The 24948-nt window shown below is 65.1% G+C and carries 21 protein-coding genes; 16 read left to right on the top strand and 5 right to left on the bottom strand.

Features of this window, described 5'->3' with window-relative positions:
* The first annotated feature begins 24 nt into the window (after positions 1-24).
* Together yccS and ABIC75_RS21225 are read left to right on the top strand one after the other, a co-directional pair.
* Positions 25-2172, top strand: a complete 2148-nt coding sequence (gene yccS / locus ABIC75_RS21230) for a YccS family putative transporter (protein WP_354015890.1) — start codon at positions 25-27, stop codon at positions 2170-2172.
* Positions 2173-2271: 99 nt separating this feature from the next.
* On the top strand, positions 2272-3429 hold the full coding sequence (locus ABIC75_RS21225) for an isovaleryl-CoA dehydrogenase (RefSeq protein WP_354015889.1): 1158 nt from the start codon (positions 2272-2274) through the stop codon (positions 3427-3429).
* Between the two features lie 259 nt (positions 3430-3688).
* Here the strand turns inward: ABIC75_RS21225 and ABIC75_RS21220 are convergent, their stop codons facing one another.
* The gene (locus tag ABIC75_RS21220; protein ID WP_354015888.1) at positions 3689-6514 is read right to left on the bottom strand and encodes an autotransporter domain-containing protein; all 2826 of its coding nucleotides are present in this window, start codon (positions 6512-6514) and stop codon (positions 3689-3691) included.
* Between the two features lie 225 nt (positions 6515-6739).
* Between ABIC75_RS21220 and ABIC75_RS21215 the strand changes: the two genes are divergently transcribed.
* The 3 genes from ABIC75_RS21215 (at position 6740) to ABIC75_RS21205 (ending at position 10259) form a co-directional block, all read left to right on the top strand.
* Positions 6740-7921 carry an acetyl-CoA C-acyltransferase gene (locus tag ABIC75_RS21215; RefSeq protein WP_354015887.1) on the top strand — a complete coding sequence of 394 codons (1182 nt, stop codon included), beginning with the start codon at positions 6740-6742 and terminating at the stop codon, positions 7919-7921.
* A 148-nt stretch (positions 7922-8069) separates the two neighbouring features.
* On the top strand, positions 8070-8342 hold the full coding sequence (locus ABIC75_RS21210) for a hypothetical protein (RefSeq protein WP_436407963.1): 273 nt from the start codon (positions 8070-8072) through the stop codon (positions 8340-8342).
* A gap of 309 nt (positions 8343-8651) precedes the next feature.
* Positions 8652-10259, top strand: a complete 1608-nt coding sequence (locus ABIC75_RS21205) for a carboxyl transferase domain-containing protein (protein WP_354015886.1) — start codon at positions 8652-8654, stop codon at positions 10257-10259.
* A gap of 50 nt (positions 10260-10309) precedes the next feature.
* On the opposite strand, the gene ABIC75_RS21200 is transcribed toward ABIC75_RS21205, so the two are convergent.
* A complete protein-coding gene (locus ABIC75_RS21200; protein ID WP_354015885.1) occupies positions 10310-10495 on the bottom strand; it encodes a hypothetical protein in 186 nt (61 codons plus the stop codon).
* 122 nt (positions 10496-10617) lie between these two features.
* Here ABIC75_RS21200 and ABIC75_RS21195 point away from each other — a divergent pair, with 122 nt between their 5' ends.
* The 5 genes from ABIC75_RS21195 (at position 10618) to ABIC75_RS21175 (ending at position 16496) form a co-directional block, all read left to right on the top strand.
* On the top strand, positions 10618-12309 hold the full coding sequence (locus tag ABIC75_RS21195) for a molecular chaperone HscC (protein ID WP_354015884.1): 1692 nt from the start codon (positions 10618-10620) through the stop codon (positions 12307-12309).
* Positions 12306-14096 (top strand): hypothetical protein, encoded by a 1791-nt coding sequence (locus ABIC75_RS21190; protein WP_354015883.1) that lies wholly within the window; start codon positions 12306-12308, stop codon positions 14094-14096. The genes ABIC75_RS21195 and ABIC75_RS21190 overlap by 4 nt, the downstream gene beginning before the upstream one ends.
* 56 nt (positions 14097-14152) lie before the next feature.
* On the top strand, positions 14153-14509 hold the full coding sequence (locus ABIC75_RS21185; RefSeq protein ID WP_354015882.1) for an ArsR/SmtB family transcription factor: 357 nt from the start codon (positions 14153-14155) through the stop codon (positions 14507-14509).
* Entirely contained in the window at positions 14506-15462 is a 957-nt protein-coding gene (locus tag ABIC75_RS21180) for an SRPBCC domain-containing protein (RefSeq protein WP_354015881.1), read from the top strand. The genes ABIC75_RS21185 and ABIC75_RS21180 overlap by 4 nt, the downstream gene beginning before the upstream one ends.
* Before the next feature lie 122 nt (positions 15463-15584).
* Positions 15585-16496, top strand: a complete 912-nt coding sequence (locus ABIC75_RS21175) for a tetratricopeptide repeat protein (RefSeq protein WP_354015880.1) — start codon at positions 15585-15587, stop codon at positions 16494-16496.
* 10 nt (positions 16497-16506) lie between these two features.
* Here the strand turns inward: ABIC75_RS21175 and ABIC75_RS21170 are convergent, their stop codons facing one another.
* Genes ABIC75_RS21170 through ABIC75_RS21160 form a run of 3 tightly spaced genes read right to left on the bottom strand, consistent with a single transcriptional unit; the run spans position 16507 to position 18889 of the window.
* Positions 16507-16806, bottom strand: coding sequence for a DUF6587 family protein (locus ABIC75_RS21170; RefSeq protein ID WP_354015879.1), 300 nt, complete (start codon positions 16804-16806; stop codon positions 16507-16509).
* Entirely contained in the window at positions 16803-18647 is a 1845-nt protein-coding gene (feoB, locus tag ABIC75_RS21165) for a ferrous iron transporter B (RefSeq protein WP_354015878.1), read from the bottom strand. The genes ABIC75_RS21170 and feoB overlap by 4 nt, the downstream gene beginning before the upstream one ends.
* On the bottom strand, positions 18644-18889 hold the full coding sequence (locus ABIC75_RS21160; RefSeq protein ID WP_354015877.1) for a FeoA family protein: 246 nt from the start codon (positions 18887-18889) through the stop codon (positions 18644-18646). Before ABIC75_RS21160 ends, feoB begins: the two co-directional genes overlap by 4 nt.
* Before the next feature lie 267 nt (positions 18890-19156).
* Between ABIC75_RS21160 and ABIC75_RS21155 the strand changes: the two genes are divergently transcribed.
* From ABIC75_RS21155 to ABIC75_RS21130, 6 genes are all read left to right on the top strand, one after another.
* Positions 19157-20203 carry an MBL fold metallo-hydrolase gene (locus ABIC75_RS21155; RefSeq protein ID WP_354015876.1) on the top strand — a complete coding sequence of 349 codons (1047 nt, stop codon included), beginning with the start codon at positions 19157-19159 and terminating at the stop codon, positions 20201-20203.
* Positions 20204-20274: 71 nt separating this feature from the next.
* The gene (locus ABIC75_RS21150) at positions 20275-21069 is read left to right on the top strand and encodes an enoyl-CoA hydratase/isomerase family protein (protein WP_354015875.1); all 795 of its coding nucleotides are present in this window, start codon (positions 20275-20277) and stop codon (positions 21067-21069) included.
* Between the two features lie 28 nt (positions 21070-21097).
* On the top strand, positions 21098-21490 hold the full coding sequence (locus ABIC75_RS21145) for a VOC family protein (RefSeq protein ID WP_354015874.1): 393 nt from the start codon (positions 21098-21100) through the stop codon (positions 21488-21490).
* A 40-nt stretch (positions 21491-21530) separates the two neighbouring features.
* Positions 21531-22049 (top strand): cupin domain-containing protein, encoded by a 519-nt coding sequence (locus ABIC75_RS21140; RefSeq protein WP_354015873.1) that lies wholly within the window; start codon positions 21531-21533, stop codon positions 22047-22049.
* Positions 22050-22144: 95 nt separating this feature from the next.
* Complete coding sequence (locus ABIC75_RS21135; protein WP_354015872.1) at positions 22145-24133, top strand: acetyl/propionyl/methylcrotonyl-CoA carboxylase subunit alpha; 1989 nt, start codon at positions 22145-22147, stop codon at positions 24131-24133.
* An 84-nt stretch (positions 24134-24217) separates the two neighbouring features.
* Entirely contained in the window at positions 24218-24931 is a 714-nt protein-coding gene (locus ABIC75_RS21130) for a hypothetical protein (protein WP_354015871.1), read from the top strand.
* Positions 24932-24948 lie beyond the last annotated feature (17 nt).

The following is a 24948-nucleotide window of genomic DNA, read 5'->3' as shown; positions in this document are numbered from 1 at the left end:
ACGCGGCCATCGTATGCTCACACCATGCTCACTTCCCTCGCCTACCGCTGGCGCCGCCTGCGCGGCTCCGATCGCTACGCCGAATGCCTGCGCGTGCTGCTGGCCCTCGGCGGAGCCGTGGCATGGTGTTTCGGCACCGGCCGCATCGACGCGGTGGTTTCGGTGCTGCTCGGCATCATTGCCTGCGCGCTCGCCGAAACCGAGGACCACTGGCGCAACCGCCTCACCACGTTGCTGCTGACGCTGGCCTGCTTCGCCATCTCCGCGTTCTCGGTGCAATGGCTGTTTCCCTATCCAGCAGTCTTTGCCGTCGGCTTGACGCTATCGACCTTCGCGCTGGTGATGCTGGGCGCCGCCAGCGAGCGCTACGCGACCGTGGCAGGCGCCACGCTGCTGCTCGCCGTCTACACCATGATCGGCGCCGATCAGCCGCAGGTCGGCTCCTGGTGGTATCAGCCTTCGCTGCTGCTGGCCGGCGCAGCGTGGTATGGCGCGCTGTCGCTGTTGTGGAGCGTGCTGGCGCCGCAACAGGCCGTGCGCCTGTCGCTGGCGCGGCTGTTCGACGCGCTGGCCGATTACCTGGAAGGCAAGGCTGCGATGTTCACGCCGGTGCACGGCGTGGATCGCGAAGCCATGCAGTGGTCGCTGGCCATGCAGAACGAACGCGTGGTGGACGCACTCAACGACACGCGGCTGGTGCTGGTCGACCGCATCGGGGCCCGCCGCCCCCGTGGCGCCACCGCCGAACGCCTGCAGTTGTACCTGATTGCGCAGGACATCCACGAACGCATCAGCTCCGCGCATTACCCGTACGATGAACTGGCCGAAGCGCTGTTCCACAGCGACGTGTTGTTTCGCTGCGAACATCTGCTGCGGCTGGAAGCGCGTACCTGTCGCCAGCGTGCCGATGCGTTGCGCATGCACACCACGCCGGCCGCGAATGCCACCAGCGAGGCGACCATGGCCGACCTGAGCAGTGCGCTGGACGCCTTGCGCGAACAATCCCATCCGCCGGCGGCACACCTGCTGCGCGCGGTCGACGCCCTGGTGCGAAACATCGGCGCGATCCAACAGCAACTGGCGGGCCAGGTTCCGCACGAATGGCGCGGGCGGCAGGCCGGGCTGCTGCAAGACCCGGGCCCCCAATCGCTGCGCGATGGCTGGGATCGCATTCGTATCCAACTGACGCCACGCTCGTTCCGCTTCCGCCACGCGCTGCGTTTGTCATTGGCGCTGCTGGCGGGCTATGTCGTGCTGCACGTGATGCATCCACGGCACGGCTATTGGATACTCCTGACCACGCTACTGGTCTGCCAACCGAGTTACGGCGCGACGCGGCTGCGGCTGATGCAGCGCGTGGCAGGCACGGTGGCGGGACTCGTGCTCGGCTGGGTCACGCTCAAGCTGCTGCCGTTCGGCCCGTGGCAGATGCCGTTGGTGGTGTTCTCCGGCGTGGTGTTCTTCGCCGCGCGACACCGGCGCTACACCATCGCCACCGCCGCCATCACGCTGTTCGTGGTGCTGTGTTTCAACCAGGTGGGCAGCGGTTACGACGTGATGCTGCCGCGTCTGCTGGACACCTTGATCGGCACGGCCATTGCGGCGCTGGCCATGCGCCTGGTGCTGCCCGACTGGCAGGGCCGTCGTTTCGACGAGGTGCTGGCAGACACCGTGCGCAGCGACGCGCGCTATCTGGAACGCATCCTGGCCCAGTACACCACGGGACGCCGCGATGACCTGGACTATCGCATCGCCCGTCGCGACGCGCACAACGCGAACGCCGCACTGAGCGCCGTGCTCGCCAACATGTTGCGCGAACCTGGTCAGCATCAACGCGGCACGGAAACGCTGCTGCGTTTTCTTTCCGCCGCCCACGCGCTGCTGGGGCAACTTTCGGCGCTTGGCGCCAACCGCCAGGTCATTGCGTCTCCCGCGGCTCGCGATGCGGTGGCGCACGCGGGCACCGCCACCGTCAACGCGTTGGCCCAACTGGGTGATGCCCTGGCCAACGGTCTCACCGCACAAGCCACCACGGACGACACGGTGCTGCTGGAACCGTTTATCGCCAGCGCCGATGACGACACGGCCCGGCTCGTGCTGGGCCAGCTTTCGCAAATGCTGGTTCAACGTCACCGGCTTGCTGAACTGGCGAACGCGCTGAGCGCGTCCTGATCTTCCTCCCGCGGTTTTCGGGCCTTGTGCGTCGCGCAACGGCTTGTTAAGGCCTGCGCGGTACCATGGAGGCCTTCTGCATTGGTGGAGTTTGAAGGCATGCGTCCGTTCCCGCTGGGTGAAGAGATCGATCTGCTGCGCGACACCGTGCACGCGTTCGCCGAGAAGGAGATCGCTCCTCGCGCCGACCACATCGACCGTGAAAACCTGTTCCCGGCCGACCTGTGGCGCAAGTTCGGCGACATGGGCCTGCTCGGCATCACCATTCCGGAAGAGTACGGCGGCAGCAACATGGGTTTCCTCGCGCACCTGGTGGCGATGGAGGAAATCTCGCGCGCGTCCGGTTCGGTCGGCCTTTCCTACGGCGCGCATTCCAACCTGTGCGTGCAGAACATCTTCCACAACGGCAACGAAGCGCAGCGTCGCAAATACATTCCCAAGCTTTGCTCGGGCGAGTACGTCGGTGCGCTGGCGATGAGCGAACCCGGCGCCGGGTCTGACGTGGTCGGCTCGATGAGCTGCAAGGCGGAGAAGAAAGGCGACGTGTGGGTCGCCAACGGCTCCAAGATGTGGATCACCAACGGCCCGGATGCCGACGTGCTGCTGGTCTACATGCGCACCGCGCCGCGCGTGGCAGGCAGCCGCTGCATGACGGCCTTCATCGTCGAGAAAGGCATGAAGGGTTTCAGCACGGCGCAGAAACTCGACAAGCTTGGCATGCGCGGCTCCAACACCTGCGAACTGGTGTTCGAGGATTGCGAGATTCCCGAAGAGAACATCGTCGGCGAAGTCAACGAAGGCGTGCGCGTGCTGATGAGCGGCCTCGACACCGAGCGTCTGGTGCTGTCGGGCGGCCCCATCGGCCTGATGCAGGCCGCGCTGGATATTTCCCTGCCCTATGTGCGCGAACGCAAGCAGTTCAACGCGCCCATCGGCACCTTCGGCGTGATGCAGGCGAAGATCGCGGACATGTACACCGCGCTGCAGAGTTCGCGCGGCTTCGCGTACATGGTAGCGCAGCAGTTCGACAACAACGTGAAGTCACGCATCGACCCCGCCGCCTGCCTGCTCAATGCCTCGCAGAACGCGGTGAAGGTAGCGCTGGAAGCGATCCAGACGCTGGGCGGCAACGGCTACATCAACGAGTTTCCTGCGGGTCGCCTGCTACGTGATGCGAAGCTGTATGAGATTGGTGCAGGCACCAACGAGATCCGCCGCATGCTGATCGGTCGCGAGCTGTTTCACGGCAAGGCGTGATGGATCGCACTTCCGAAAAAGCAACGACGTACTTCTAACGCCAGTCGCAAGATTGGCCCTTCACCACCATCAAGGTGGCATTGCCCAAATCCTCCTCTCCCGTAGGAGAGAAGGAGAAGTGCTATGCAAAGAAAAGTGACTCGATCGGCGGCAGCCGATCGAAACGCCCGCCGCGCAGGGCCAGATCGCGAAAACGCGACTACTGAAGACCGATCAAGCTATGTCCCGGCCCTTACCTGAATAACTCGCGAAAGCAAGCTCAGAACGAGAGTCGATAAGCCAGCGTATCCATCTTCCCGTGCTCATGCTCGGCGACGTACTGATCCATGCCCAGCGACAAGCTGGAACGCCGCGATATCGTCCAGTCCAGGCTCAGCCCGGCCTCGCCGCCATAACGCGACAAGCCGATGCCGCTCACCGGCGCCCACTGGTTGAGCACCGCGAAGCTGGCGTCGAGCACATCGCCGCGCATGCTGAAGGCGCGTTGCCATAGCAGGTGGGCCTGCACGCTCAGATGGCTGCCACCGGAGAACGACCAGTCGCGGCCCGCGCGCAGGCCGGCGCCGCCTTGCCAGCGTTCGATGGACTGCGCATCGGCCTTCAATCCGAAACCGGCGCCGCCGAGTTCGTCGAATCCGTCAGTGCGGATGTTGGCGTACTGCAGGTTCACGTATGGCGTGATGTGCAGGCCGCCCCACTGCATGCGGTAGCCGCTTTCGCCATAGGCGATGTCGTAGGTGCCGTTGGTGTTGCTGGCCACGCTTTCCACGTCGCTGCCCAGTTCAAGGTGGCGACGCATGTCTTCGCGATACGAGCCCATGCCCAACCGGCCCATGGCGTACCACTGGTTCTGCACGATGCCGCCGTACAGCATGCCTTCCACGGCTCGGCTGCGTCCCTGGTCGGCGAATTCGTCCAGGCGTCCCAGATCCTGGCTCTGGCTGACCGCAAAGCCGATGACACCGTTGCCGCCCAGGCGGCGATCCTGTCCCACCATCCAGCCGTTGAGGTCGTAGCCCACGCTGTCGTAGCCGCTGCGATTCATGCTGCCGTAGCTGCCGAGCGTCTGCGTCCACCCGCCTGCGCCATACACGTCGCCCAACTGGTCGAAGCGCTTGGACAGCGCGCGCGTGCCGGCGTCCATGGCATCGAACGTCATAGCCGCGCTTGCGGCATGCAGCTGGCCCGACAGCGAACTCAACGACTGCTGCAGCGCACTCACTGTCGCCGTCTGCTGCAGGCTCGCTGCGCCGTTTATGAAGGATGTCGGCAACGGGCCACCCGTCACCGTCGTGCCCGAACCTATCTGGGTGTTGATCTGGTTGAACGCGCCGTCGATGCGCTGGGCCGCGCCGAACGATGCCGGCGTATACGTCATGCCCGTCACCGCCGAGGCCTGCACCTGGCTCACGTTCAACCAGGCCTCGGTGCTGCTGTAACCGAACGTCGCGCTAAGCAGCACACCCGTCGCCACGTTGAGCGAGGAAAACGTGCCCGAGAGTCCGGCGTTGGCCGTCAGCACATCGGTATGCGCATTGGCCGCGTAACCCTGGTTGATACCCGTGACGTAAAGGTCGCCGCCCGTGAGCGCCGCCGTGCCGTTGACACGCAAAACCGATCCCAGCGACACCGCAAGCCGACCCGCACCCTGCTGCGTGTAATTGCCGCCGACGGTGACATCGGCACCGGCCACCGCCAGCACGCCGGCGTTGGTCACCGATCCGCCGATCGACGGCGTGCCGCTCAGCACGCCCTGCGCGCCGATGCTCACGCTCGATGCCAGCGACTTGGCCACCAACATGCCGCCCTGTACCTGCGTCAATCCGGTGAAGCTCGATGGCTGCGTCAGCGTCAGCGTGCCGGTGCCTTGCTTGATCAGCCCGCCTGCGCCGGAGATGGGATTGTTCCAGCTGGAGCTGCCGCTGAAGCTGACGGTGACGTCGCCCCAGTTGAATTGCTCTGGTCCATTGACCGCCTTGCCGACATCGAGCTCGCCGTAGCCGAACGTGGGGTTGGGTTGCGAGCCGCCCAAAGGGTCAGCCGTACCCAGCAAGGTCTGACGCACCAGGTCGTTGGTGAAGTACGGATAGGCCTGCCACACCAGCGCTGCTGCGCCGGAAACCTGCGGCGCAGACAATGAGGTGCCCTCGACGATCCAGTAGGTTTCGTTGGCGGTGCTGGTGTCGCTCTTGCCGCTCACGATCACGTCGCCCGGTGCAGCCAGGCAATAGTTCATCGCGATGCCGCACTGGTTCGAATAGCTCTCCAGTTGCGTGGGTGCGTTGCTGTTGGTGGCCACCACGGTGAGCCAGCCCTTCTGCAGGTCGGGCGCCAGGCTCGGCAGCGCGGCGATGGTGCTGGGATTCACCTGCGAATCGTTGCCCGCGGCAAACACCACGAGGCCGCCCCAGCTGTTGATGAAGGGGCTGTATGCGTCGTGGAAACCCTTCGTGGTCGCTGTGTCGCTCGAACTCCAGCTGATGCCGCCCCACGAGTTGTTCATCACCTTCACGCCGCTGTTGATCAGGTCCGCGTTGACCTGGCCCAGCGGTACCGCGTCGGACGAGGTGACCGGCGCCGGCGGCGTGGAGCCGTTATCGTCCGGCGCGCTGTCGCTGATGATGCGCGCCGACACGATGTTCGCGCCGGTGGCGATGCCGCCCACGAACTGGCCGAACGGTTTGCCCGCCGCGATCTCGGCTACGTAAGTACCGTGGCCGTTGACGTCATCGACCTTGAGGTTGTTGGTGGTCGGATTGACGTAGGTCAGCTCCTGGATCACGCGCCCGGCCAGGGCTGGATGCGTGGAGGTGACGCCGGTATCGACGATGCCGATGGTGACGCCCGCACCGGTATAGCCAGCGCTGTGAGCGGCATTGGTGTTGGTGAGCGTCAGCTGGGCATCGATCGGCGGCGGAGGCACCGTGGACGATGACGGTGGCGGCGGCGGAGCCGGTGGTGGTGCCGGCGGTGGCGAGGGGCGGGTATTGCCTCCGCCGCCTCCCCCGCAGGCAGCGAGTCCCAGCGCCAACCATACCAATACCGCACCACGGCGGTACCGCAGACCTCGCATCACCGTATTCATTAGGCCCCCGCCCGTTGAACTGCACGCTTCATAACGGCCACGCGCGCGACTCCCCTGGCATCGGCCGCGCGCGCCTCCATATTTGCACAACGAAATCGCAACTAAATACCGCCAAGATCCTGCTGTAGGCGCAAAGGCGGCCGGTTTGCCCCGGTTGAGGGGGGGCTGCGATAATCGATGGACTAAACCGGGGCGTTGCCCCATCAAGTACTTGCGGAGATCTCCATGTCGGACGTCAGCGTTGTCATCGCCGGTGCCAAGCGCACCGCCATTGGCTCCTTCCTCGGCCAGTTCACCGGCGTACCCACCCCCACGCTGGGTGCCACCGCCATTCGCGCCGCGCTGGAGCAGTCCGGACTGGCTCCCACCGATGTAAGCGAAGTGATCATGGGCTGCGTGCTGCCCGCCAACCTCGGCCAGGCCCCTGCCCGCCAGGCCTCGCTCGGCGCCGGCCTGCCGGTCGCAGCCGGTTGCACCACCATCAACAAGGTGTGCGGTTCGGGCATGAAGGCCATCATGCTGGGCCATGACCTGATCAAGGCCGGTTCGGCCTCGGTGGTGGTTGCCGGCGGCATGGAGTCGATGACCAACGCGCCGCACATGGTCAATGCGCGCTCGGGCATTCGCTACGGCGACGGCACGCTGGTGGACCACATGGCGTGGGACGGCCTGACCAACCCGTACGACGGCAAGGCCATGGGCGTGTTCGGCGAACTGTGCGCGGACAAGTACCATTTCACCCGCGAAGAGCAGGACACCTACTCGAAGGAATCGGTGGACCGCGCCAAGGCCGCGCAGGAAAAGGGTGCGTTTGCCGACGAGATCGTTCCGGTCACCGTGTCCAGCCGCAAGGGCGACATCAAGGTCGACACGGACGAGCAGCCGGGCCGATCGGACACCAGCAAGATCTCCTCGCTGAAGCCCGCCTTCCGCAAGGAGAACGGCACCATCACGGCAGCCAGCTCCTCCAGCATTTCCGATGGCGCCGCCGCCCTGGTGTTGCTGTCGGCTGACGATGCCAAGAGCCGCGGCCTCCAGCCGCTGGCCCGCATCGTGGCGCACGCCACCCATTCGCAGGAGCCGGAGTGGTTCACCACGGCACCCGTGGGCGCACTGCACAAGGTGCTGGAGAAGGCCGGCTGGAAGGTGAGCGACGTCGACCTGTTCGAAGTCAACGAAGCCTTCGCCGTGGTGGCCATGGCCGCCATGCGCGAGCTGGACATTGCGCGCGACAAGATCAACGTCAATGGCGGCGCCTGCGCGCTTGGCCATCCGATCGGCGCCAGCGGCGCGCGCGTGGTGGTGACGCTGCTCAACGCACTGAAGACCCGCGGTCTCAAGCGTGGCGTGGCATCGCTGTGCATCGGCGGCGGCGAAGCCACGGCCGTGGCCATCGAACTGCTCTGATGCTATGGGTCGGCGGCCATCCATTGGCCGCCGATGAAAGCCGGGTTAACCGGTTTTTGGCCGTTTCAGACAAAGATGTGGCGCATTTCCCGCGAAAGCGCTATTAATACGCCCGCCAAACGGCATTCCACGGCAAAGGAGATTCAACATGAAGTTCACGCGTACCCTTCTCGCCTCTGCGCTCGTCGCGCTGCTGGCGGCTTGCAGCAACGGCGCGCAGGATTCCGCGCAGGACGCTCAGAAGTCGGCTGACCAGGCTCAGCAGGCTGCTGACCAGGCTCAGAAGGCTGCTGCTGCTCCGGCAGAGCAGGCTCCGGCCGCAGCTCCCGCTTCGACCGCTGCTGCTCCGGCCGAACAGCCGGCGCCGACCCCGGCTTCGACCGCTGCTGCTCCGGCTGCTGCTTCGACCGCTGGTCACTAAGTACCCTCGTGTACTTCTGAAAACCGGCCGCCTCTGGCGGCCGGTTTTTTTGTGCTCTTGAAAAACAGCGGCCTTCTCTGGAGGCCGGTTTTTTGTGCTCATGAAAAGCGGCGGCCTTCTCTGGAGGCCGGTTTTTTTGTGCTTATGAAAAGCGGCGGCCTTCTCTGGAGGCCGGTTTTTTTGTGCCTGTGAAAAGCAGCGACCGGCTCTGACTGCCAGTTTCACAGCCTCGATATGTTGCGACGCCGATTTAGCCCTCGATCACGGGCCGCTATCATCGACGCTCCCCACGAACGGCAGCCTTAGCCCATGAGTGTCATCGCGTCGCAGATCGATCCCCGCGCTACGGACTTCCAGGCCAGCAGCGCGCAGCTGAAGGGGCTGGTGGACGACCTGCACCGCGAACTGGCCCGCAGCGCCGAAGGCGGCGGCGAGAAGGCCCGCGAGAAACACACGGCCCGCGGCAAGCTGCTGCCACGCGAACGCATCCGCGCCCTGCTCGATCCCGGCTCGCCCTTCCTGGAACTGTCGCCGCTGGCCGCGCACGGCATGTACGACGACGCGGCGCCCGCGGCCGGCATCATCACCGGCATCGGTCGCGTCAACGGCATCGAGGTGGTGGTGGTCGCCAACGATGCCACCGTCAAGGGCGGCACCTATTTCCCGATCACGGTGAAGAAGCATTTGCGTGCGCAGGAAGTGGCGCTGGAGAATCGCCTTCCCTGCATCTACCTGGTCGATTCGGGCGGCGCCTTCCTGCCGTTGCAGGATGAGGTCTTTCCCGACAAGGAACACTTCGGCCGCATCTTCTACAACCAGGCGCGCATGTCCGGCCTGGGCATTCCGCAGATCGCCGTGGTGATGGGCTCGTGCACCGCCGGCGGCGCCTATGTGCCGGCGATGAGCGACGAGACCATCATCGTGCGCGACCAGGGCACCATCTTCCTGGGCGGCCCGCCGCTGGTGAAGGCCGCCACCGGCGAAGTGGTGGACGCCGAGGCGCTGGGCGGCGCGGACGTCCATACGTCCGTGTCGGGCGTGGCGGACCACTATGCCGAGAACGACGCACATGCGCTCTCCATCGCGCGCGACATCGTGGCCAGCCTCAACCGCAAGAAGGACATGCCATTGGCGCTGCGCGCCCCGTCCGAACCGCTGTACGCGGCTGAGGAACTGTACGGCGTGATTCCGCAGGACAACCGTCGCCCGTTCGACATCCGCGAGGTGATTGCGCGCATCGTCGACGGCTCGGAGTTCCACGAGTTCAAGGCGCGCTACGGCAAGACGCTGGTGTGCGGCTTTGCGCATATCCACGGTTACCCGGTGGGCATCATCGCCAACAACGGCATCCTGTTCTCAGAGTCCGCGCTCAAGGGCGCGCACTTCATCGAGCTGTGCAACCAGCGCAACGTGCCGCTGGTGTTCCTGCAGAACATCACCGGCTTCATGGTGGGCAAGAAGTACGAGAACGCCGGCATCGCCAAGGACGGTGCGAAGATGGTCACCGCCGTGGCCTGTTCGCACGTGCCCAAGTTCACCGTGGTGATCGGCGGCAGCTTCGGCGCCGGCAATTACGCCATGTGCGGCCGCGCCTACGGCGCGCGCTTCCTGTGGATGTGGCCCAACGCCCGCATCAGCGTGATGGGCGGCGAACAGGCTGCCTCGGTGCTGGCGACCGTGCGCCGCGACGGCATCGAGGCCAGCGGCAAGTCATGGAGCGCGGAGGACGAGGAAGCGTTCAAGGCGCCGATCCGCGACCAGTACGAACGCCAGGGCCACCCCTACTACGCCAGCGCGCGCCTGTGGGACGACGGCATCATCGATCCGGCCGATACGCGCCGGGTAGTCGGCCTGGCGATCTCTGCGTCGCTCAACGCCCCGATCGAGCCGCAGCGCTACGGTGTGTTCCGCATGTAAGCACAGGCGCTTCGCCTGTTCATACAGCCGAAGCGCTCAACCAGGGGAGTTCAGCGCGGAACGCGCAACGAGGACTCGCGCAATGCGGTCTCGTGATCCACCTCGTCGTGCCCGGCGATGTCGAGGGTGTCGGCCACGTTGTGGCCTGCCGGGTGGTGCACATGCGTGGGCGATGTGGTGACGTCGGAGAGATCGCCGTCGGGCACGGCCGTCTCGGTGTTGGGCGTGTGCTGCATGGGTGGCTCCTGTGGGATCGGCGGATTCTAGCCGCGAATCGTCTCAGCCGTGCTGGGCCAGCCCCGGGCAAGCGTGTCAATTCCGCGTGTACACTCCGGACAGATTTTCAGGGGCGTCAGGAATGATCGTCGGCATCGATTTGGGCACCACGCATTCGCTTATTGGTACCTATGGGGAAGACGGCCCGCGCCTGTTTCCCAACGCACTGGGAGAAAGCCTCACCCCCTCCGTGGTGAGCGTCGACGACGAAGGCCACGTCATCGTGGGCCGCGCCGCGCGCGACCGCATGGTCAGCCATCCCGAGAGCAGCGTGGCCACGTTCAAGCGCTGGATGGGCACGGCGCGCGAAACGCGCCTTGGCGAGCACACCTTCCGGCCCGAGGAACTCTCGGCGCTGATCCTGCGCTCGCTGATCGCCGACGCGGAAGCCGCGACCGGCGAGAAGGTGACCGAGGCCGTCATCAGCGTGCCTGCGTATTTTTCCGATGCGCAACGCAAAGCCACGCGCGCCGCCGGCGAACTGGCCGGCATCCGCGTCGAACGCCTGATCAACGAACCCACCGCTGCCGCCCTCGCCTACGGCCTGCAGGAAAATCGCGAAGGCTCACGCTTCCTCGTGTTCGATCTGGGCGGCGGCACCTTCGACGTGTCGGTGCTGGAAATGTTCGACGGCGTGGTGGAAGTGCATGCCAGTGCCGGCGACAACTTCCTTGGCGGCGAGGATTTCCTCGACGTGCTCCAGACGGCGTTCTGCGCCGAGCACCAGTTGTCCGCCGATGCGCTGACGCCGCAGGAGCGCGGGCAACTGCGCCGGCGCCTGGAACAGGCCAAGCGCGAGCTGGGCAGCCATGCCAGCGTCGCCGTCGAATGGCGGCAGGGCGAACGAACGCTGAGCTGGCAGATCGACGAGGAACACTTCGCGCGCCTGGCCGAACCGCTGGTGCACCGCATGCGCGCGCCGCTGGAACGCGCCATGCGCGACGCGCGCCTGCAGCCGACGCAGCTCGACGAGATCGTGCTGGTGGGCGGCGCCAGCCGCATGCCGCTGGTCGCGCGGCTGGTGTCGCGCATGTTCGGGCGGCTGCCGCTGCGGCATGTGAATCCCGACGAGGCCATCGCGCTGGGCGCGTGCGTCTCGGCCGGATTGAAAGCGCGCGACCAGCGCCTGGATGAAGTGATCCTGACCGATGTGTGTCCCTACACACTCGGTACGAAAGTGTCGCACCGCGATGAACAGGGACGGGAGCAGGCCGGTTTTTTCGCACCCATCATCCACCGCAATAGCACCGTGCCGGTGAGCCGCGAAGGAACGTTTCAGCCTTTCCGCGACAATCAGACCGAGCTCACGTTGGAGGTCTACCAGGGTGAACACCCCATGGCGAACCACAACATCAAGCTGGGCGAATTGCAGATTCCCCTCACACCGCATCGCCGCGCGAACGAAAATGCGGTGAGCTTGCGCTTCACCTACGACATCAATGGTGTGTTGCAGGTCGAGGCGACGATCCTGGCCACCCACGAGCGCCACGAGCTGGTGCTTGAACAGAATCCGGGATTGCTCTCGCCGGCGGAGATACGTTCGCGCTTGCAGTCGCTCGCAAGCATCAAGATTCACCCGCGCGAGAAGCATGAAAATATCGCCATGCTCGCGCGTGCCGAACGACTTTATGAGGAATACATCGCCGCACGTGCGCAATTGCAGCAATGGATCGCCAGGTTCCGCAGCGTGCTTGATACGCAGGATGATCACCTCATCCGCGAACATCGCCGCCAGTTGGGCGAGGCGCTCGACATGTTGGAAGCACAGGCATGATCACGCCACTGGCATGGTTCGGCCTGCCTGAAAATGCGGACGAAAATGCACTAAAGCGCGCCTATGCGAAACGACTGAGGGATACGCGCCCCGATATCGACCCCGAAGGCTTTCAGCATTTGCGGGAGCGATACGAGGAGGCACTCGCATTCTGCAGGCGTGATGTACCCCGTGACGTCACACCAACGACTGGCGTACAGACACCGCCTGCCGCAACGGCCGAGAAGGACATATCGCCTCCGCCCATCCCGCTCACCGACCCGGCGTGGCACGTCGTGCACTTCGACGAGGCACACGCTGCTGCCGTGCAGGCGCCTACACCATTCGACGCCGAAAACTTTGCGAGCGCGTGTCGCGATCTCGCCATGACCACGGACGCAGCGACCCTGTCCCTATGGCTACGCGAACAGCCCGAGCTGTGGTCGCTGAGCGTTCAGCAGGAAGCTGGACAGCAGGTGGTTCGGATGCTGTTCCGCGATCAACCGCCGGTCAGCGCTGATGGTTTCGACGCGATGCTTCAATTCTTCGGTCTTGACCACGCCTTGACTGGGCTCGATCCATTTCAGCTTCAACAGTTACGCAAGAGCCTCGACGAGCGGCATGCGCTGATAGCTAGGTTCGAGCCTGCTGTGGCTGCATGGAACACCGAGTCCGCGGACGTCAATGCCGAAACGGTTTTTCGATGGTTTTGCGCTTTTGCGCGCGACCATGCGCCTGAACCCGTCGTTGCCGCCCTTCACGCGCAACCGTCATTGCGGACCTGGAAGGTACGAGAGCAACTCGCACAAGAGCTGCTGGAACTGGTGGTGCGCGAACGACCACCGATACCTGCAGGCTCTGCCTTGACGCTGTTTCACTATTTCCGGCTTCCGGAATTGGCGGCAAGTCGAGGCGTTTCTTTGCAAGATCTGCCTAACCAGCTTGAAATTCGTTGGCTGATGCTCGCGGAGAATACGCCCAAGCTCGCCATGCGCGTGCGTGATGCCAAGAAGCCCTTTGGCGAAGTGAAGAAAGCCGAGCGGTACCTTCGCTGGGTACAGCGCCCCTTTCACGGGTGGTGGATCGTGCTTGCGTCACTGATGCCAGGCCTACCCACGGCGCTTGGCCTATTTCTATGGCGCCTGTCCGACGCCAGCCCGGCCCGACTTCCGCTAACTATCGATCCGAAACTCGTGCGCTTCTGCATCGCTGCAGCGAGTCGCCATCTCGTATCGGGTCCGCGCGTGCTAATCGGTGCCATCCGATGCGCGATCCTGCTGGTACTTGGCGCCTTGCTGGACGCGCTGTGGTTCGTCGTTCTTCAGGAACCCTATGGCGAACCGGGCTCAGCCAGTCTGCTCATAGCTGCGCTTGTTATCACTGCCACCTGGGCGGCCTACCTGCTTTTCGTCGCCCTCTTGCTCTGGCAACGCCAACCTGAAGAGCCAATGCAGCCGCGCCCGTGGCTCCGCCTGCTCTTCGTGCCAGGTTTTTGCGGCTTCGGGCTTCTCGTGTGGTGGGCTGGCGGCAGCTCTGTCGTAACAGTGTGCCTACTCTTGCCTGCAGCATCGCTCGCCTATGGCCGTTTTCGCGGCCGCAATCCATTGCCTTCCAAGCAGGAACGGTCACGCTGGTCTTCGGTGCCCGATACCATGTTTTTCATCGCCCTCTGGATATCGCTCCACTGGGCACCCTTGATGGCATTGCCCGCACTGGCCGCCTGGGTAGCAGACCTGTGGTGTCAACGTGAGCGACTGCGTCTGCGCCCGGCTCCTCGACCGACGCTCGCTTCCTCCCAGAATAGCTAAGGCATCATTTAACCGAACGGTTGACATTCATTGACCGGAAGCAGATATTCAACTACATGGTTGAATATCTGCCGCCCGCACTGGATACCGTTTTCCAGGCCCTCACCGACGCCACGCGCCGCGCCATGCTGCGCAGCCTGGCCGAGGGCGACCGCAATATCGGCGAACTGGCCGCGCCCTTTGCCATGTCCCTGGCGGCCGCCTCCAAGCACGTGAAGGTGCTGGAGCGCGCCGGACTGGTGCGTCGCCTGGTCAAGGGTCGCACCCACGTATGCCGCCTGGAGCCCGCCCCGCTCGCCGCCGCCGATGAATGGCTGCGTTTCTACGAGCACTTCTGGAACCGCAAACTCGATGCGCTGGACGCCCTGCTCAAGGCCGACGACGGCGCCCCCACCGAAGGCAAGCCGCGATGACCACCGCTCTCCGCTCCCTGCGCATCACCCGCCATTTCGACGCCAGCCCGGAACGCGTCTTCGACGCATGGCTCGACCCCGCCACCGCCGGCCGCTGGCTGTTTTCCGCGCCAAACGGCGAAATGGTGCGCGTGGACATCGACGCACGCGTGGGCGGCCGCTTCTGTTTTTCCGATCGGCGCGATGGTGAGGATGTCGATCACGTCGGCGAGTACCTGGAGATCGATCGTCCGCGGCGACTCGTCTTCACCTTTGCGGTGCCCAAGTATTCGGCGGCGACCACGCGCGTCAGCATCGACATCGTCCCGGCCGGTACCGGCTGCGACCTCACCCTGCTGCACGAAGACGTGCTGCCCGAATGGGCGGACGCCACGCAGGAAGGCTGGGGCGGCATCCTGGCGAATCTGGAACAGAAGCTGCAGCGCGCACCTGCGCGCCAACTGCTTGCCGCCGACACCGTGCGCTTCGAACGCCTGCTGCCTGGCCCACTCGAACGCGTGTGGTCGTTCCTCACCGAATCAGACAAGCGCGGCCAGTGGCTGGCCAGCGGTGCGATGGAGCAGCGCGTGGGCAGCGATTTCCAGTTGCACTTCCATCACACCGACCTGTCGCAGACGCCGACCTCGCCACCCGAACGATTCAAGGCGCTCGCGGATGGCAAGACCACGCATCACCGCGTCATCGCCTGCGAGCCACCGACGTTACTCGCGATCAGCTGGGGCGGCATGGATGAACCGTCGGAGGTCACCTTCGAACTCGCTCCCGTGAACGAGCAGGTGCGGCTCACCGTGACGCACCGCAGACTCAAGCCGGAGGATGTCGCCGGGGTCAGCGGCGGCTGGCACACCCACCTGAACATTCTTGCGGATCGTCTGGACGGCCATTTACCGCAAGCGTTCTGGCCGGTCTTCGGTCATCTTCTGGCACGGTACGAACAACTGCCGTCGCGTTGATACGGCGCACGAACCGACGGGGCGGCCCGTTTCCGGCTGGCTCCCTCGCAATTGCCCAGCGCCCGCATTGGGAGTAATTTCGTTTCGCTGCCTTACCCAAGCAGACGATGCGAGGTGTCGCCATGACCGTGCGAAATCACCTGATGCAGCTACCGTTGTATGCAATGTTGCTGGCCGGGTGGGCGTTCTGTCCCGCCCTCCAGGCCACGGACACCACGCTGCCGACCATACCCATCGACACGCAGTCGCCGCCGCCGAAAGTGGTGAGCTACAAGGCGACGCCGGACGTTCCCACCAGCCGTACCGATCCGTTCAACCGGCCCGAAGACGATGGGCGCCCGGGCGAATACTTTTTCTATCTCGGTGCGCTGGCCAACCAGAAGCACGATTACGAGCACGCCATCGCGATGTACAAGGTGTCGGCGTCATGGGCTTACAAGCCCGCCGAATACAACCTGGGCGTGATGTATCTCAATGGCCACGGCTCGCCGGTCGACTTGCCGCGTGCGATGGCCTGGTTCGCGCTGGCGGCCGAACGCAACGAGACCCAGTACGTGTACGCCAAGCAGCTGCTGTATGCGCATCTGACGCCAGAGCAGTTCGAGCAGGCGAACGTGATCTGGCGCGAGCTGCTGCCGACCTACGGCGATGCCACGGCGCTGGTCCGCGCCAAGGCACGCTGGCGCGAGGTGCTCATTTCCGCCACGGGTTCACGCGTGGGCTCGGCTGCGCCCCATCTCGTCGTGGGCGGCACCACCGGCAGGAACAGCCACGAGTCGCCCCTCAACTACGATGTCGGCATCGGCGGCATGCAGGCCTTCACCGCCGGTGAGATCACGGGCGTGCACCAGACCGATGGCGTCATTGCCTACCAGCAGCTGCGTGCCAGCGATAATCCCTACGATCCCAAATTCGAGTCGTACCTGCTCTCGGGCACGGTGACGGTGGGCATACTCACGCCGGTGAAGCCGGGCGATCCACAGATGCGCAAGATCAATCCGCCGATGGATCTGCCACCGTCGGATCGTCAGTAAGCCACTCGCGTCATTTGCCGCGCGGACGGAATTCCAGGGGATGCACGTCGCGCGCGGCCGCTGGCGGCTTCGGGCCGCAGGCACCGCAGGTGTCGCAGCCATCGCTGCAGTTGCCGGTGGCCTGCTTGGGTTGCAGGCGGTGCGCGAGCGAGCGCTGCCACGATGCACTGTCCTTGCGGTCAAGACGCAGCGCCAGCGACGCCAGCCAACGGCTGGTCAGCTTTGGTGCCAGCTTGCGCAGCGTGATCCACGCGCTGATCAGCACGATTACGCCGATGACCACGTACTGCAGGAGCAAGCCGTTACTCATACAAGCCAACTCGTGATCTGGTACGTGAGGAAGGAGGCGATGTACGCCACCACGAACATGTAACCGAACGAGATGCCCACGTTGCGCCACGAGTTGGTCTCGCGGCGGATCACCGCCAGCGTGGACATGCACTGCGGTGCAAACGCGAACCACACCAGCAACGACAACGCACTGGCCAGCGAGAAGTTGGCCGCCAGCGCCTGCGCCAGGCCCGCACCCTCGGCACCCTCACCGCCCACCGCATACACGGTAGCGAGCGCCGCCACGGCGGTTTCGCGCGCAGCGAACGCGGGAATCAGCGACACGCTGATCTGCCAGTTGAAGCCCAGCGGCGCGAAGATGAACTGCAGGCCGCGGCCCATGTAGCCGGCAAAGCTGTAATCGATGGCCGGGCCGGTGGCGCCGGCCGGCGGCGACGGAAAGGTGGAGAGGAACCACATCAGTACCGTCAGGCCGAGGATGATGCCGGTCAGTCGCTTGAGGAAAATCGTGCCGCGCTCCCACAGGCCGAGCGCAACGTCGCGCACCTTGGGCAGGCGATACGAGGGCAGCTCCATCAGCAGCGCGTGCTCGCTGCGATCGCGGCGCATCTTCTTCATCACCCAGCCCACGGCCATGGCGCCGAGCACGCCGGCCGCATAGAGCGCGAACAACACCAGGCCCTGCATGTTGAAGATGCCGAACACGCGCCGCGTGGGAATGAAGGCGCCGATCAGCAATGCGTACACCGGCAGACGCGCCGAACACGTCATCAACGGCGCCACCAGGATGGTCGAGAGGCGATCGCGCGGATCGGTGATGCTCCGCGTGCCCATGATGCCGGGGATGGCGCAGGCGAAGCTGGAAAGCAGCGGAATGAACGAGCGCCCGGTGAGGCCCACCGACACCATCAGGCGATCCAGCAGGAAGGCCGCACGTGGCAGGTAGCCCGATTCCTCCAGCACCAGGATGAAGAAGAACAGCACCAGGATTTCCGGCAGGAAGCCGATCACGGTACCCAGGCCACCGAACACGCCATCGACCAGCAGGCTCTGCAACGGCCCGGCCGGCATCCACGACGTGGCGTGCTCACCAAGCCAGCCGAAGCCGTCGCCGATCAGGTCGGTCATCGGCTTGCCGGCGGCATACACCGCCTGGAATACCAGGAACATCACCACGGCGAGAATCGCCAGGCCGAACACGGGATGCAGCGCCCAGCGATCGAGCGCGTCGTCGATCTCTGCCGTGGCACGCGGCATGGTTACGGTGGCCGCCATCAGCGCGCGAACTTGTGCGTGCAGATCAGCGCGGCTTTCGGCGTCATCGGCTTGCGCGGGAGAAGCCTGAGGAATCTCGCCGTCCACCTGGGCAATCAGCGCCTTCACGCCGTCGCGCTTCACCGCGATGGTTTCCACCACGGGAATGCCGAGGCGATGCGCCAGTTCCGGCACATCGATGACGATGCCGCGGCGACGCGCGGCATCCATCATGTTGAGCGCCAGCACCACCGGACGACCCAGCCGCTTCACTTCCAGCACGAAGCGCAAATGCAGTCGCAGGTTGGTGGCGTCGGCCACGCACACGATCAGGTCCGGCACGGCCTCGCCCGGATAATTGCCTTCCAGCACGTCGCGCGTGATCTGCTCGTCGGGACTGGTGGCATCGAAGCTGTACGTGCCCGGCAGGTCGAGCAGTTGCAGCACGCGTCCGGAAGGCGCCGTGAAACGGCCTTCCTTGCGCTCCACCGTCACGCCCGCGTAGTTCGCCACCTTCTGGCGACCGCCGGTGAGCTGGTTGAACAGTGCGGTCTTGCCGCAGTTGGGGTTGCCGACCAGGGCAATGCGCAGCGTGCCCGCACTCATCCAGCGTTCTCCGCGTTGACCTGTACGCGCTCCGCCTCTTTACGGCGCAACGCGAAGCGCGTCGAGCCGATCTGGATCAGCAAGGGATCCGCTCCCAGCGGGCCCTGCGCCACCACCCGAACCGGCTCGCCCGCCACGAAGCCCAGGTCGCGCAGGCGCTGCGCGATCGGGTCGGAAGCATGAGCATCGTCCACTCGGTCCACCACGGCAGTAGCCCCTTTCGGAAGATCGGACAGGCGCACTGGTCACCAACTCAAATAAGAATGGTTCGCATTGTACATGAGCCATCCAGGGACTGCAGCGCGACCTGATGCCGCCGCCGTGCTCCGGATACCGCAAGAACATGGAGCTGAACCGCCATCATCGCTGCCGCCTTGGAACTGACGGCAGGCGCCCCGATAGCAATCAGGCAGCCCATCGCAGGCCGCCCTGCGATGACCAACCCCATCGATACCGAGGTCCACATGGCTTTATTCGCCCGACACGCGAACGGGTTACGGCTCGAGCGCATGCAAGCGTCCGCGCAATACGGCGGCGAAAGCTTCGTCAACACCTATCCCTCCAGCACGCCACGCGCGGAAGACGACAAACCTTCGCTGGTCGACTTCATCTTCCGCGGCGAAGGACGCACGCCGCCCAAACCGCTGCCCTCCATCGACCCGCGCGCCGCCTGGACGCGCCCCGTCGATACCGGGCTGCGCACCACTTGGCTCGGCCATTCCACCGTGCTGTTGGAAATCGACGGCGTGCGCGTGCTTACCGATCCGGTATGGGGCGAACGCGCCTCGCCGTTCTCGTTCATGGGCCCCAAGCGCTTCCAGCCGGTGCCGGTGAACATCGCGGCACTGCCGCCGCTGGATGCCGTGCTGATCTCGCACGATCACTACGATCACCTGGACTATCCGAGCATCCGCGAACTGGCCAAGCTGCAGGTGCCTTTCATCACCTCGCTTGGCGTGGGCGTGCATCTGGAAGCGTGGGGCGTGCCGGCCGAGCGCATCGTCGAACTCGACTGGTGGGAAAGCCACACGCTGCCACGCGGACTCACCCTCACGGCCGCGCCTTCGCATCACTTCTCCGGCCGCAGCCTGCATGACCGCAACGCCACGCTGTGGTCGTCGTTCGTGTTGCGCGGCGAACGCCACTCGGTGTTCTTCAGCGGCGACACCGGCCTCTCGCCGCATTTCAGCGAGATCGGGCAGCGACTGGGTCCGTTCGACCTGGTGATGATCGAAGTGGGCGCATTCCATCCCTCGTGGGGCAGCGTGCACCTGGGCCCCGACAACGCCATCAGCGCGTGGCGCCAGCTGGGCAGCGGACGTTTCCTGCCGGTGCACTGGGGCACCTTCAACCTCGCCATGCATCCATGGGCCGAGCCTGCCGAAGTGTTGCTGGCCCGCGTGCCGGAAGGCCTGGTGATGCCACGCCTGGGCGAAGTGATCGAGCCGGCGCGATTCGAGAGCGTGGAACCGTGGTGGCGCGAGATAAGCGCCGAGCGCTCGAAGGGCTGCGCGCGGCAAGCCGCGGAATTCCTCGTGCTTCCTGCCAAGGACTGAGCACCGCATCCCCGGCGCGCGCCGCCGGGGATGGTTGGGTTTACGATGGCGCTCCCCAGCCGGAGCTTCCCATGACCCGCAGCATCCAGATCGCCGACCAGGGCAGCGTTCGACGCATCGCGCTCAATCGCCCGCAGGTGCACAACGCCTTCGATGACGGCCTGATCGCGGAACTCACCGCCGCACTGGAGCAGGCCGGCAAGGACAACGCGGTGCGCGCGGTGGTGCTCACCGGCGAAGGCGCCAGCTTTTCCGCCGGAGCCGATCTGAACTGGATGCGCGGCATGGCCAGCGCCAGCGAAGCAGAGAACCGTGAGGATTCATTGCGCCTCGCCACGCTCATGCGCACGCTGCAATACCTGCCCAAGCCCACCATCGCACGCGTCAATGGCGCCGCGTACGGCGGCGGCGTGGGGCTGGTGGCGTGCTGCGATATCGCCATCGGCGTGGAGTCGGCACGCTTTGGCCTCACCGAAGTGAAACTCGGCCTCGTGCCGGCCGTGATATCGCCGTACGTGATCCACGCCATCGGCCTGCGCCAGGCGCGCCGCCTGTTCGTTACCGGCGAATTGTTCGATGCGCCCACGGCATTGCAGATTGGCCTGTTGCATCAATGCGTGCCGGCGGAGCAATTGGATGACGCCGTCGATACCGCACTTGCCCTGCTCTCCAAGGCGGGCCCTGTAGCGCAGGCACAAGCCAAGCAACTGGCCTTGCGCATGGCCGGCGCCCACGAAACGCACGCCGAGGCAATCGATCGCGAGAACGCGGCGTTGATCGCGCGCCTGCGTGTATCGGAAGAAGGCCAGGAAGGGCTTGGCGCTTTCCTGTCCAAGCGTCCTGCGGCGTGGTCCACGGCGAGCTGATCGCACACACTTCACGGGGAGCGAAACGATGATCGACCACGTTGGATTATTGGTTTCCGGTTACGAACGCAGTCGCGAGTTCTATCGCACCGTGCTTGCACCGCTGGGCGGCGAACTGCTGATGGAAGTGACCGCCGAGCAAACCGGCGACGGTTCGCACGCCGGCTTCGGCATGAACGGCCGGCCCACGTTCTGGATCGACACCTCGCAGAACACTCACGCCAACGGCGCGGTGCACGTGGCGTTCACGGCGCCCGATCGGTCTGCCGTGAGGACATTTCATCGCCTCGCGCTCGAAGCCGGCGCCACGGACAACGGCGCGCCCGGCCTTCGTCCGCACTATCACCCGCACTACTACGGCGCCTTCGTGCTCGATCCGGACGGCCACAACATCGAAGCCGTCTGCCATTCGCCGGAATGATGCACGCCGCACGCGAATCCCACGCCACGGAGATCACGCCATGACGTATCCCATCATCAATATCGCCGATGTCGAATTGCAGCCGTTTCCGCCGGGCATGGGGCCCAGCGGCGAAACCGCCGAGCGTTTCGAGGCACACATGGGTCGCTTTTCCGCGCAGATCGGTGCGAAGAAGCTGGGCTACAACATCACCGTCGTGCCGCCGGGCAAGCGCGCGTTTCCGCTGCATTGCCATCGCGTGAACGAGGAGATGTTCTTCATCATCGAAGGCAGCGGCGACGTACGCATCGGTGAGGAACGCTACCCGATCCGTGCAGGCGACGTGATCGCCTGCCCGCCGGGCGGCCCGGAAAAAGCCCACCAGATCATCAACACCGGCACCACCCCGATGCGTTACCTCGCGGTGAGCACCAAGGAATCGCCCGAGATCTGCGAATACCCCGATACCGGCAAGATCGGCATTCTCGCCGAATACCCGCCGGCGGCCGACGGCTCGCCGCGTGGCTTCCGCATGGTGACGCGCACGGACATGCAAGTGGGCTACTGGGACGAGGAATAAGCCACCTGCGCCCGCGCCAAAATGCTGCGCCGCGCATCGGCGGCGGCGCGGCAATCTGCTAGTTTTGGCAGCTTCGCATCATCCCCGGAAGCCGCATGTTCGAGCGTGTACTCATTGCCAACCGTGGCGAGATCGCCTGCCGTGTCATCCGCACCTGCCGGCGCCTGGGGATCCACACCATCGCGGTGTATTCGGAGGCCGACGCCAACGCGCAGCACGTGCGTCTGGCCGATGAGGCATGGCCCATCGGCGGCCCGCGTCCCACCGAGTCGTACCTGCGTGGCGACGTCATCCTCGAGGTGGCGCGCAAGAGCGGCGCGCAGGCGATCCATCCCGGTTACGGATTTCTTTCCGAGAACACGGCCTTTGCGCGCGCCTGCGCCGGTGCCGGCATCGCCTTCATCGGCCCGCGCCCGGAAAGCATCGACGCGATGGGTTCGAAAGCCGCCGCCAAGGCGCTGATGGAACAACACCAGGTGCCGCTGGTGCCCGGCTATCACGGCGAAGACCAGGCCGCCGACGTGCTCGCCGAGCACGCGCGCCGCACGGGTTTCCCGCTGATGATCAAGGCTGCAGCCGGTGGTGGCGGCAAGGGCATGCGCATCGTGCGCAGCGACGCCGAATTTGCTGATGCGCTGGCGTCCGCGCAGCGTGAAGCGGCGAGTTCGTTCGGCGACACGCGAGTGATCCTCGAACGCTACGTGGAGCATCCACGCCACATCGAGTTCCAGGTGTTCGGCGATACGCAGGGCAACGTCATCCACCTCAACGAGCGCGAATGTTCGGCGCAACGTCGTTACCAGAAAGTGCTGGAGGAAACGCCCTCGCCTTTCCTTGACGATGCGCGCCGCGCGGCCATGGGCGCTGCCGCCGTCGCCGCTGCCAGGGCGGTGAGCTACGTCGGCGCGGGCACGGTGGAATTCATCGTCGCGCAGAACGGCGAGTTCTTCTTCATGGAGATGAACACGCGCCTGCAGGTGGAACATCCGGTCACCGAGGAAACGTTGGGCCTGGACCTGGTGGAATGGCAACTGCGCGTGGCCGCGGGCCTGCCGCTGCCGCTCGGGCAGGAGCAGATCAAGGCGCACGGCCACGCCATCGAAGTGCGCCTTTACGCGGAAGATCCCGATCAGAATTTCCTGCCCGGTTCCGGCAAGCTGGTGAAGCTGCGTTTGCCTGCGCCCTCGCGCCACGTGCGCCTCGATGGCGGCGTGATCGAAGGCGACACCGTCACCATCTTCTACGACCCGATGATCGCCAAGCTGATCGTGTGGGACGTCGATCGCCCACAGGCCTTGCAACGACTGCGCGATGCCTTGCAGGCCAGCGAGATCGTGGGGCCCAAATCCAACATCGCGTTCCTCGAACGCCTCTCGCGTCATCCCGTGGTGATCGAAGGCCGCATCGACACCGGCTACCTCGACCGTCACCTCGATGAGTTTCTCGCCGGCGACGCGGCACCCGCATCACAGGTGCTGTTTGCCGCCGCCGTCGCTTCGCTGATGCACGACGAGGGCAGCGTGACCTCCAGCGTCAGCGATCCGCATTCGCCGTGGTCGCGCGCCGATGCGTGGCGCGTGGGCCACGCGGGCAAGCGCATCGTGGCCTTGTCACTGCACGGCCAGCGCCACGAAGTGGAAGCGCATGGCCATGACGGCGACTACCAGCTTCGTTTCGGCGATACGTCCTGCCACGTGAGTGGCGCACGTCTCGATGGCGATGCCTTGAGCGCGCGATTCGATGGCGAAGCCCTGCGCGCGCCAGTGCGCATCGACACGGCGCGCGTCACCGTGCATGACGCACAAGGTTTCCGGCATACCTTCGAGCGTGCGCCCGCGTTCGCATGGGCATCGAAGGAAGCCGCTGGCGGCAACCAGATCGTGGCACCCATGCCTGGCCGCATCGTGCTGGTGAAAGCCCAGCCCGGCGACACCGTCGAGGAAGGCCAGGAACTGCTGGTGATGGAAGCGATGAAGATGGAGCTGGCGCTGAAGGCACCGCGCGGCGGCAGCATCGCCAGCGTTCACGCTACGCAGGGCGACTTCGTCGAAGCGGATACGGTGCTGCTGCGTTTCGCCGATTGAATGGCGGGATTGACGCCGCGTCCACAAGACAATCCCGACGCTTGACCCATCGCCCGGGCTGTTGCCCGGACCTGGGGAGAATCCATGCTCGCGCGTCTTCGCTCGTTGCAGTCGGCCATGTGGCTCACCCTTATCACCATCCCGCTACTCACCGCGTGCGGCAAGCACGCCGGTGACGAAACATCGGCAAGCGGACAGGAAAGCGCTCAGGCCGACGAGGCGAAGCTGGCGCAGGAAGAGGCCGAATCCACCGCCAAATGCGCCGACAATCCCCTCGCGCAGGCGCTGCCTCCCAAGGACGCCATTGCCGGCCTGCCGTTCCGTTCGTGGGACTGCACGCCTACCAGCATCCACGCCGTCTACGGCAACCGCGGCGGCAAGCAGGTCGACATCACCGTGACCGATACGCGTCCTTCCAACACGGGCGTGCAGCCGGGCATGGATGACGTCAATCGACGCACGCGCGACATGCAACGCTCCGTCACGCGATCGGCCATCGAACTGTTGACCACCATGACCGATCCCCTGCGAACCAACGCGGATTCCCTTCGCTCGCTCGGCGGCCCGGCTTATGCGCCCATCCTCGTGCCGACTTCCACGCCCGATGCGTTCGTCATCCATGTCACCGCCCAGAGCGAAGTGGGTCCTGCCGAAGCAGTTGCGCTGTTCGGCGACCGCCACGTCGTCACCCTGCAGTCCACTGACCATGGCAGCGCCCTCACCGGCCTCACCACGCCGCAGGCCCAGGCGCTCTACCTGCCCTTCATCCAGCAGTTCCATGCCGAGCGACTGCCGTAAACGGTGCGTTTGCGCCG

This window comes from Dyella japonica (assembly GCF_040545895.1).
In the GTDB taxonomy this organism is placed as follows: domain Bacteria; phylum Pseudomonadota; class Gammaproteobacteria; order Xanthomonadales; family Rhodanobacteraceae; genus Dyella; species Dyella japonica_D.
Note: the sequence above shows the minus strand (reverse complement) of the source record. Positions and strands in the feature narration are given on the sequence as shown.

Coding starts and splice junctions, on each gene's coding strand:
- feoB (WP_354015878.1), bottom strand. CDS start 18,647: ATGAGTGCGGGCACGCTGCGCATTGCCCTGGTCGGCAACCCCAACTGC.
- ABIC75_RS21175 (WP_354015880.1), top strand. CDS start 15,585: ATGACCGTGCGAAATCACCTGATGCAGCTACCGTTGTATGCAATGTTG.
- ABIC75_RS21145 (WP_354015874.1), top strand. CDS start 21,098: ATGATCGACCACGTTGGATTATTGGTTTCCGGTTACGAACGCAGTCGC.
- ABIC75_RS21140 (WP_354015873.1), top strand. CDS start 21,531: ATGACGTATCCCATCATCAATATCGCCGATGTCGAATTGCAGCCGTTT.
- ABIC75_RS21220 (WP_354015888.1), bottom strand. CDS start 6,514: ATGAATACGGTGATGCGAGGTCTGCGGTACCGCCGTGGTGCGGTATTG.
- yccS (WP_354015890.1), top strand. CDS start 25: ATGCTCACTTCCCTCGCCTACCGCTGGCGCCGCCTGCGCGGCTCCGAT.
- ABIC75_RS21155 (WP_354015876.1), top strand. CDS start 19,157: ATGCAAGCGTCCGCGCAATACGGCGGCGAAAGCTTCGTCAACACCTAT.
- ABIC75_RS21225 (WP_354015889.1), top strand. CDS start 2,272: ATGCGTCCGTTCCCGCTGGGTGAAGAGATCGATCTGCTGCGCGACACC.
- ABIC75_RS21190 (WP_354015883.1), top strand. CDS start 12,306: ATGATCACGCCACTGGCATGGTTCGGCCTGCCTGAAAATGCGGACGAA.
- ABIC75_RS21130 (WP_354015871.1), top strand. CDS start 24,218: ATGCTCGCGCGTCTTCGCTCGTTGCAGTCGGCCATGTGGCTCACCCTT.
- ABIC75_RS21135 (WP_354015872.1), top strand. CDS start 22,145: ATGTTCGAGCGTGTACTCATTGCCAACCGTGGCGAGATCGCCTGCCGT.
- ABIC75_RS21210 (WP_436407963.1), top strand. CDS start 8,070: ATGAAGTTCACGCGTACCCTTCTCGCCTCTGCGCTCGTCGCGCTGCTG.
- ABIC75_RS21205 (WP_354015886.1), top strand. CDS start 8,652: ATGAGTGTCATCGCGTCGCAGATCGATCCCCGCGCTACGGACTTCCAG.
- ABIC75_RS21150 (WP_354015875.1), top strand. CDS start 20,275: ATGACCCGCAGCATCCAGATCGCCGACCAGGGCAGCGTTCGACGCATC.
- ABIC75_RS21195 (WP_354015884.1), top strand. CDS start 10,618: ATGATCGTCGGCATCGATTTGGGCACCACGCATTCGCTTATTGGTACC.
- ABIC75_RS21170 (WP_354015879.1), bottom strand. CDS start 16,806: ATGAGTAACGGCTTGCTCCTGCAGTACGTGGTCATCGGCGTAATCGTG.
- ABIC75_RS21215 (WP_354015887.1), top strand. CDS start 6,740: ATGTCGGACGTCAGCGTTGTCATCGCCGGTGCCAAGCGCACCGCCATT.
- ABIC75_RS21200 (WP_354015885.1), bottom strand. CDS start 10,495: ATGCAGCACACGCCCAACACCGAGACGGCCGTGCCCGACGGCGATCTC.
- ABIC75_RS21180 (WP_354015881.1), top strand. CDS start 14,506: ATGACCACCGCTCTCCGCTCCCTGCGCATCACCCGCCATTTCGACGCC.
- ABIC75_RS21185 (WP_354015882.1), top strand. CDS start 14,153: ATGGTTGAATATCTGCCGCCCGCACTGGATACCGTTTTCCAGGCCCTC.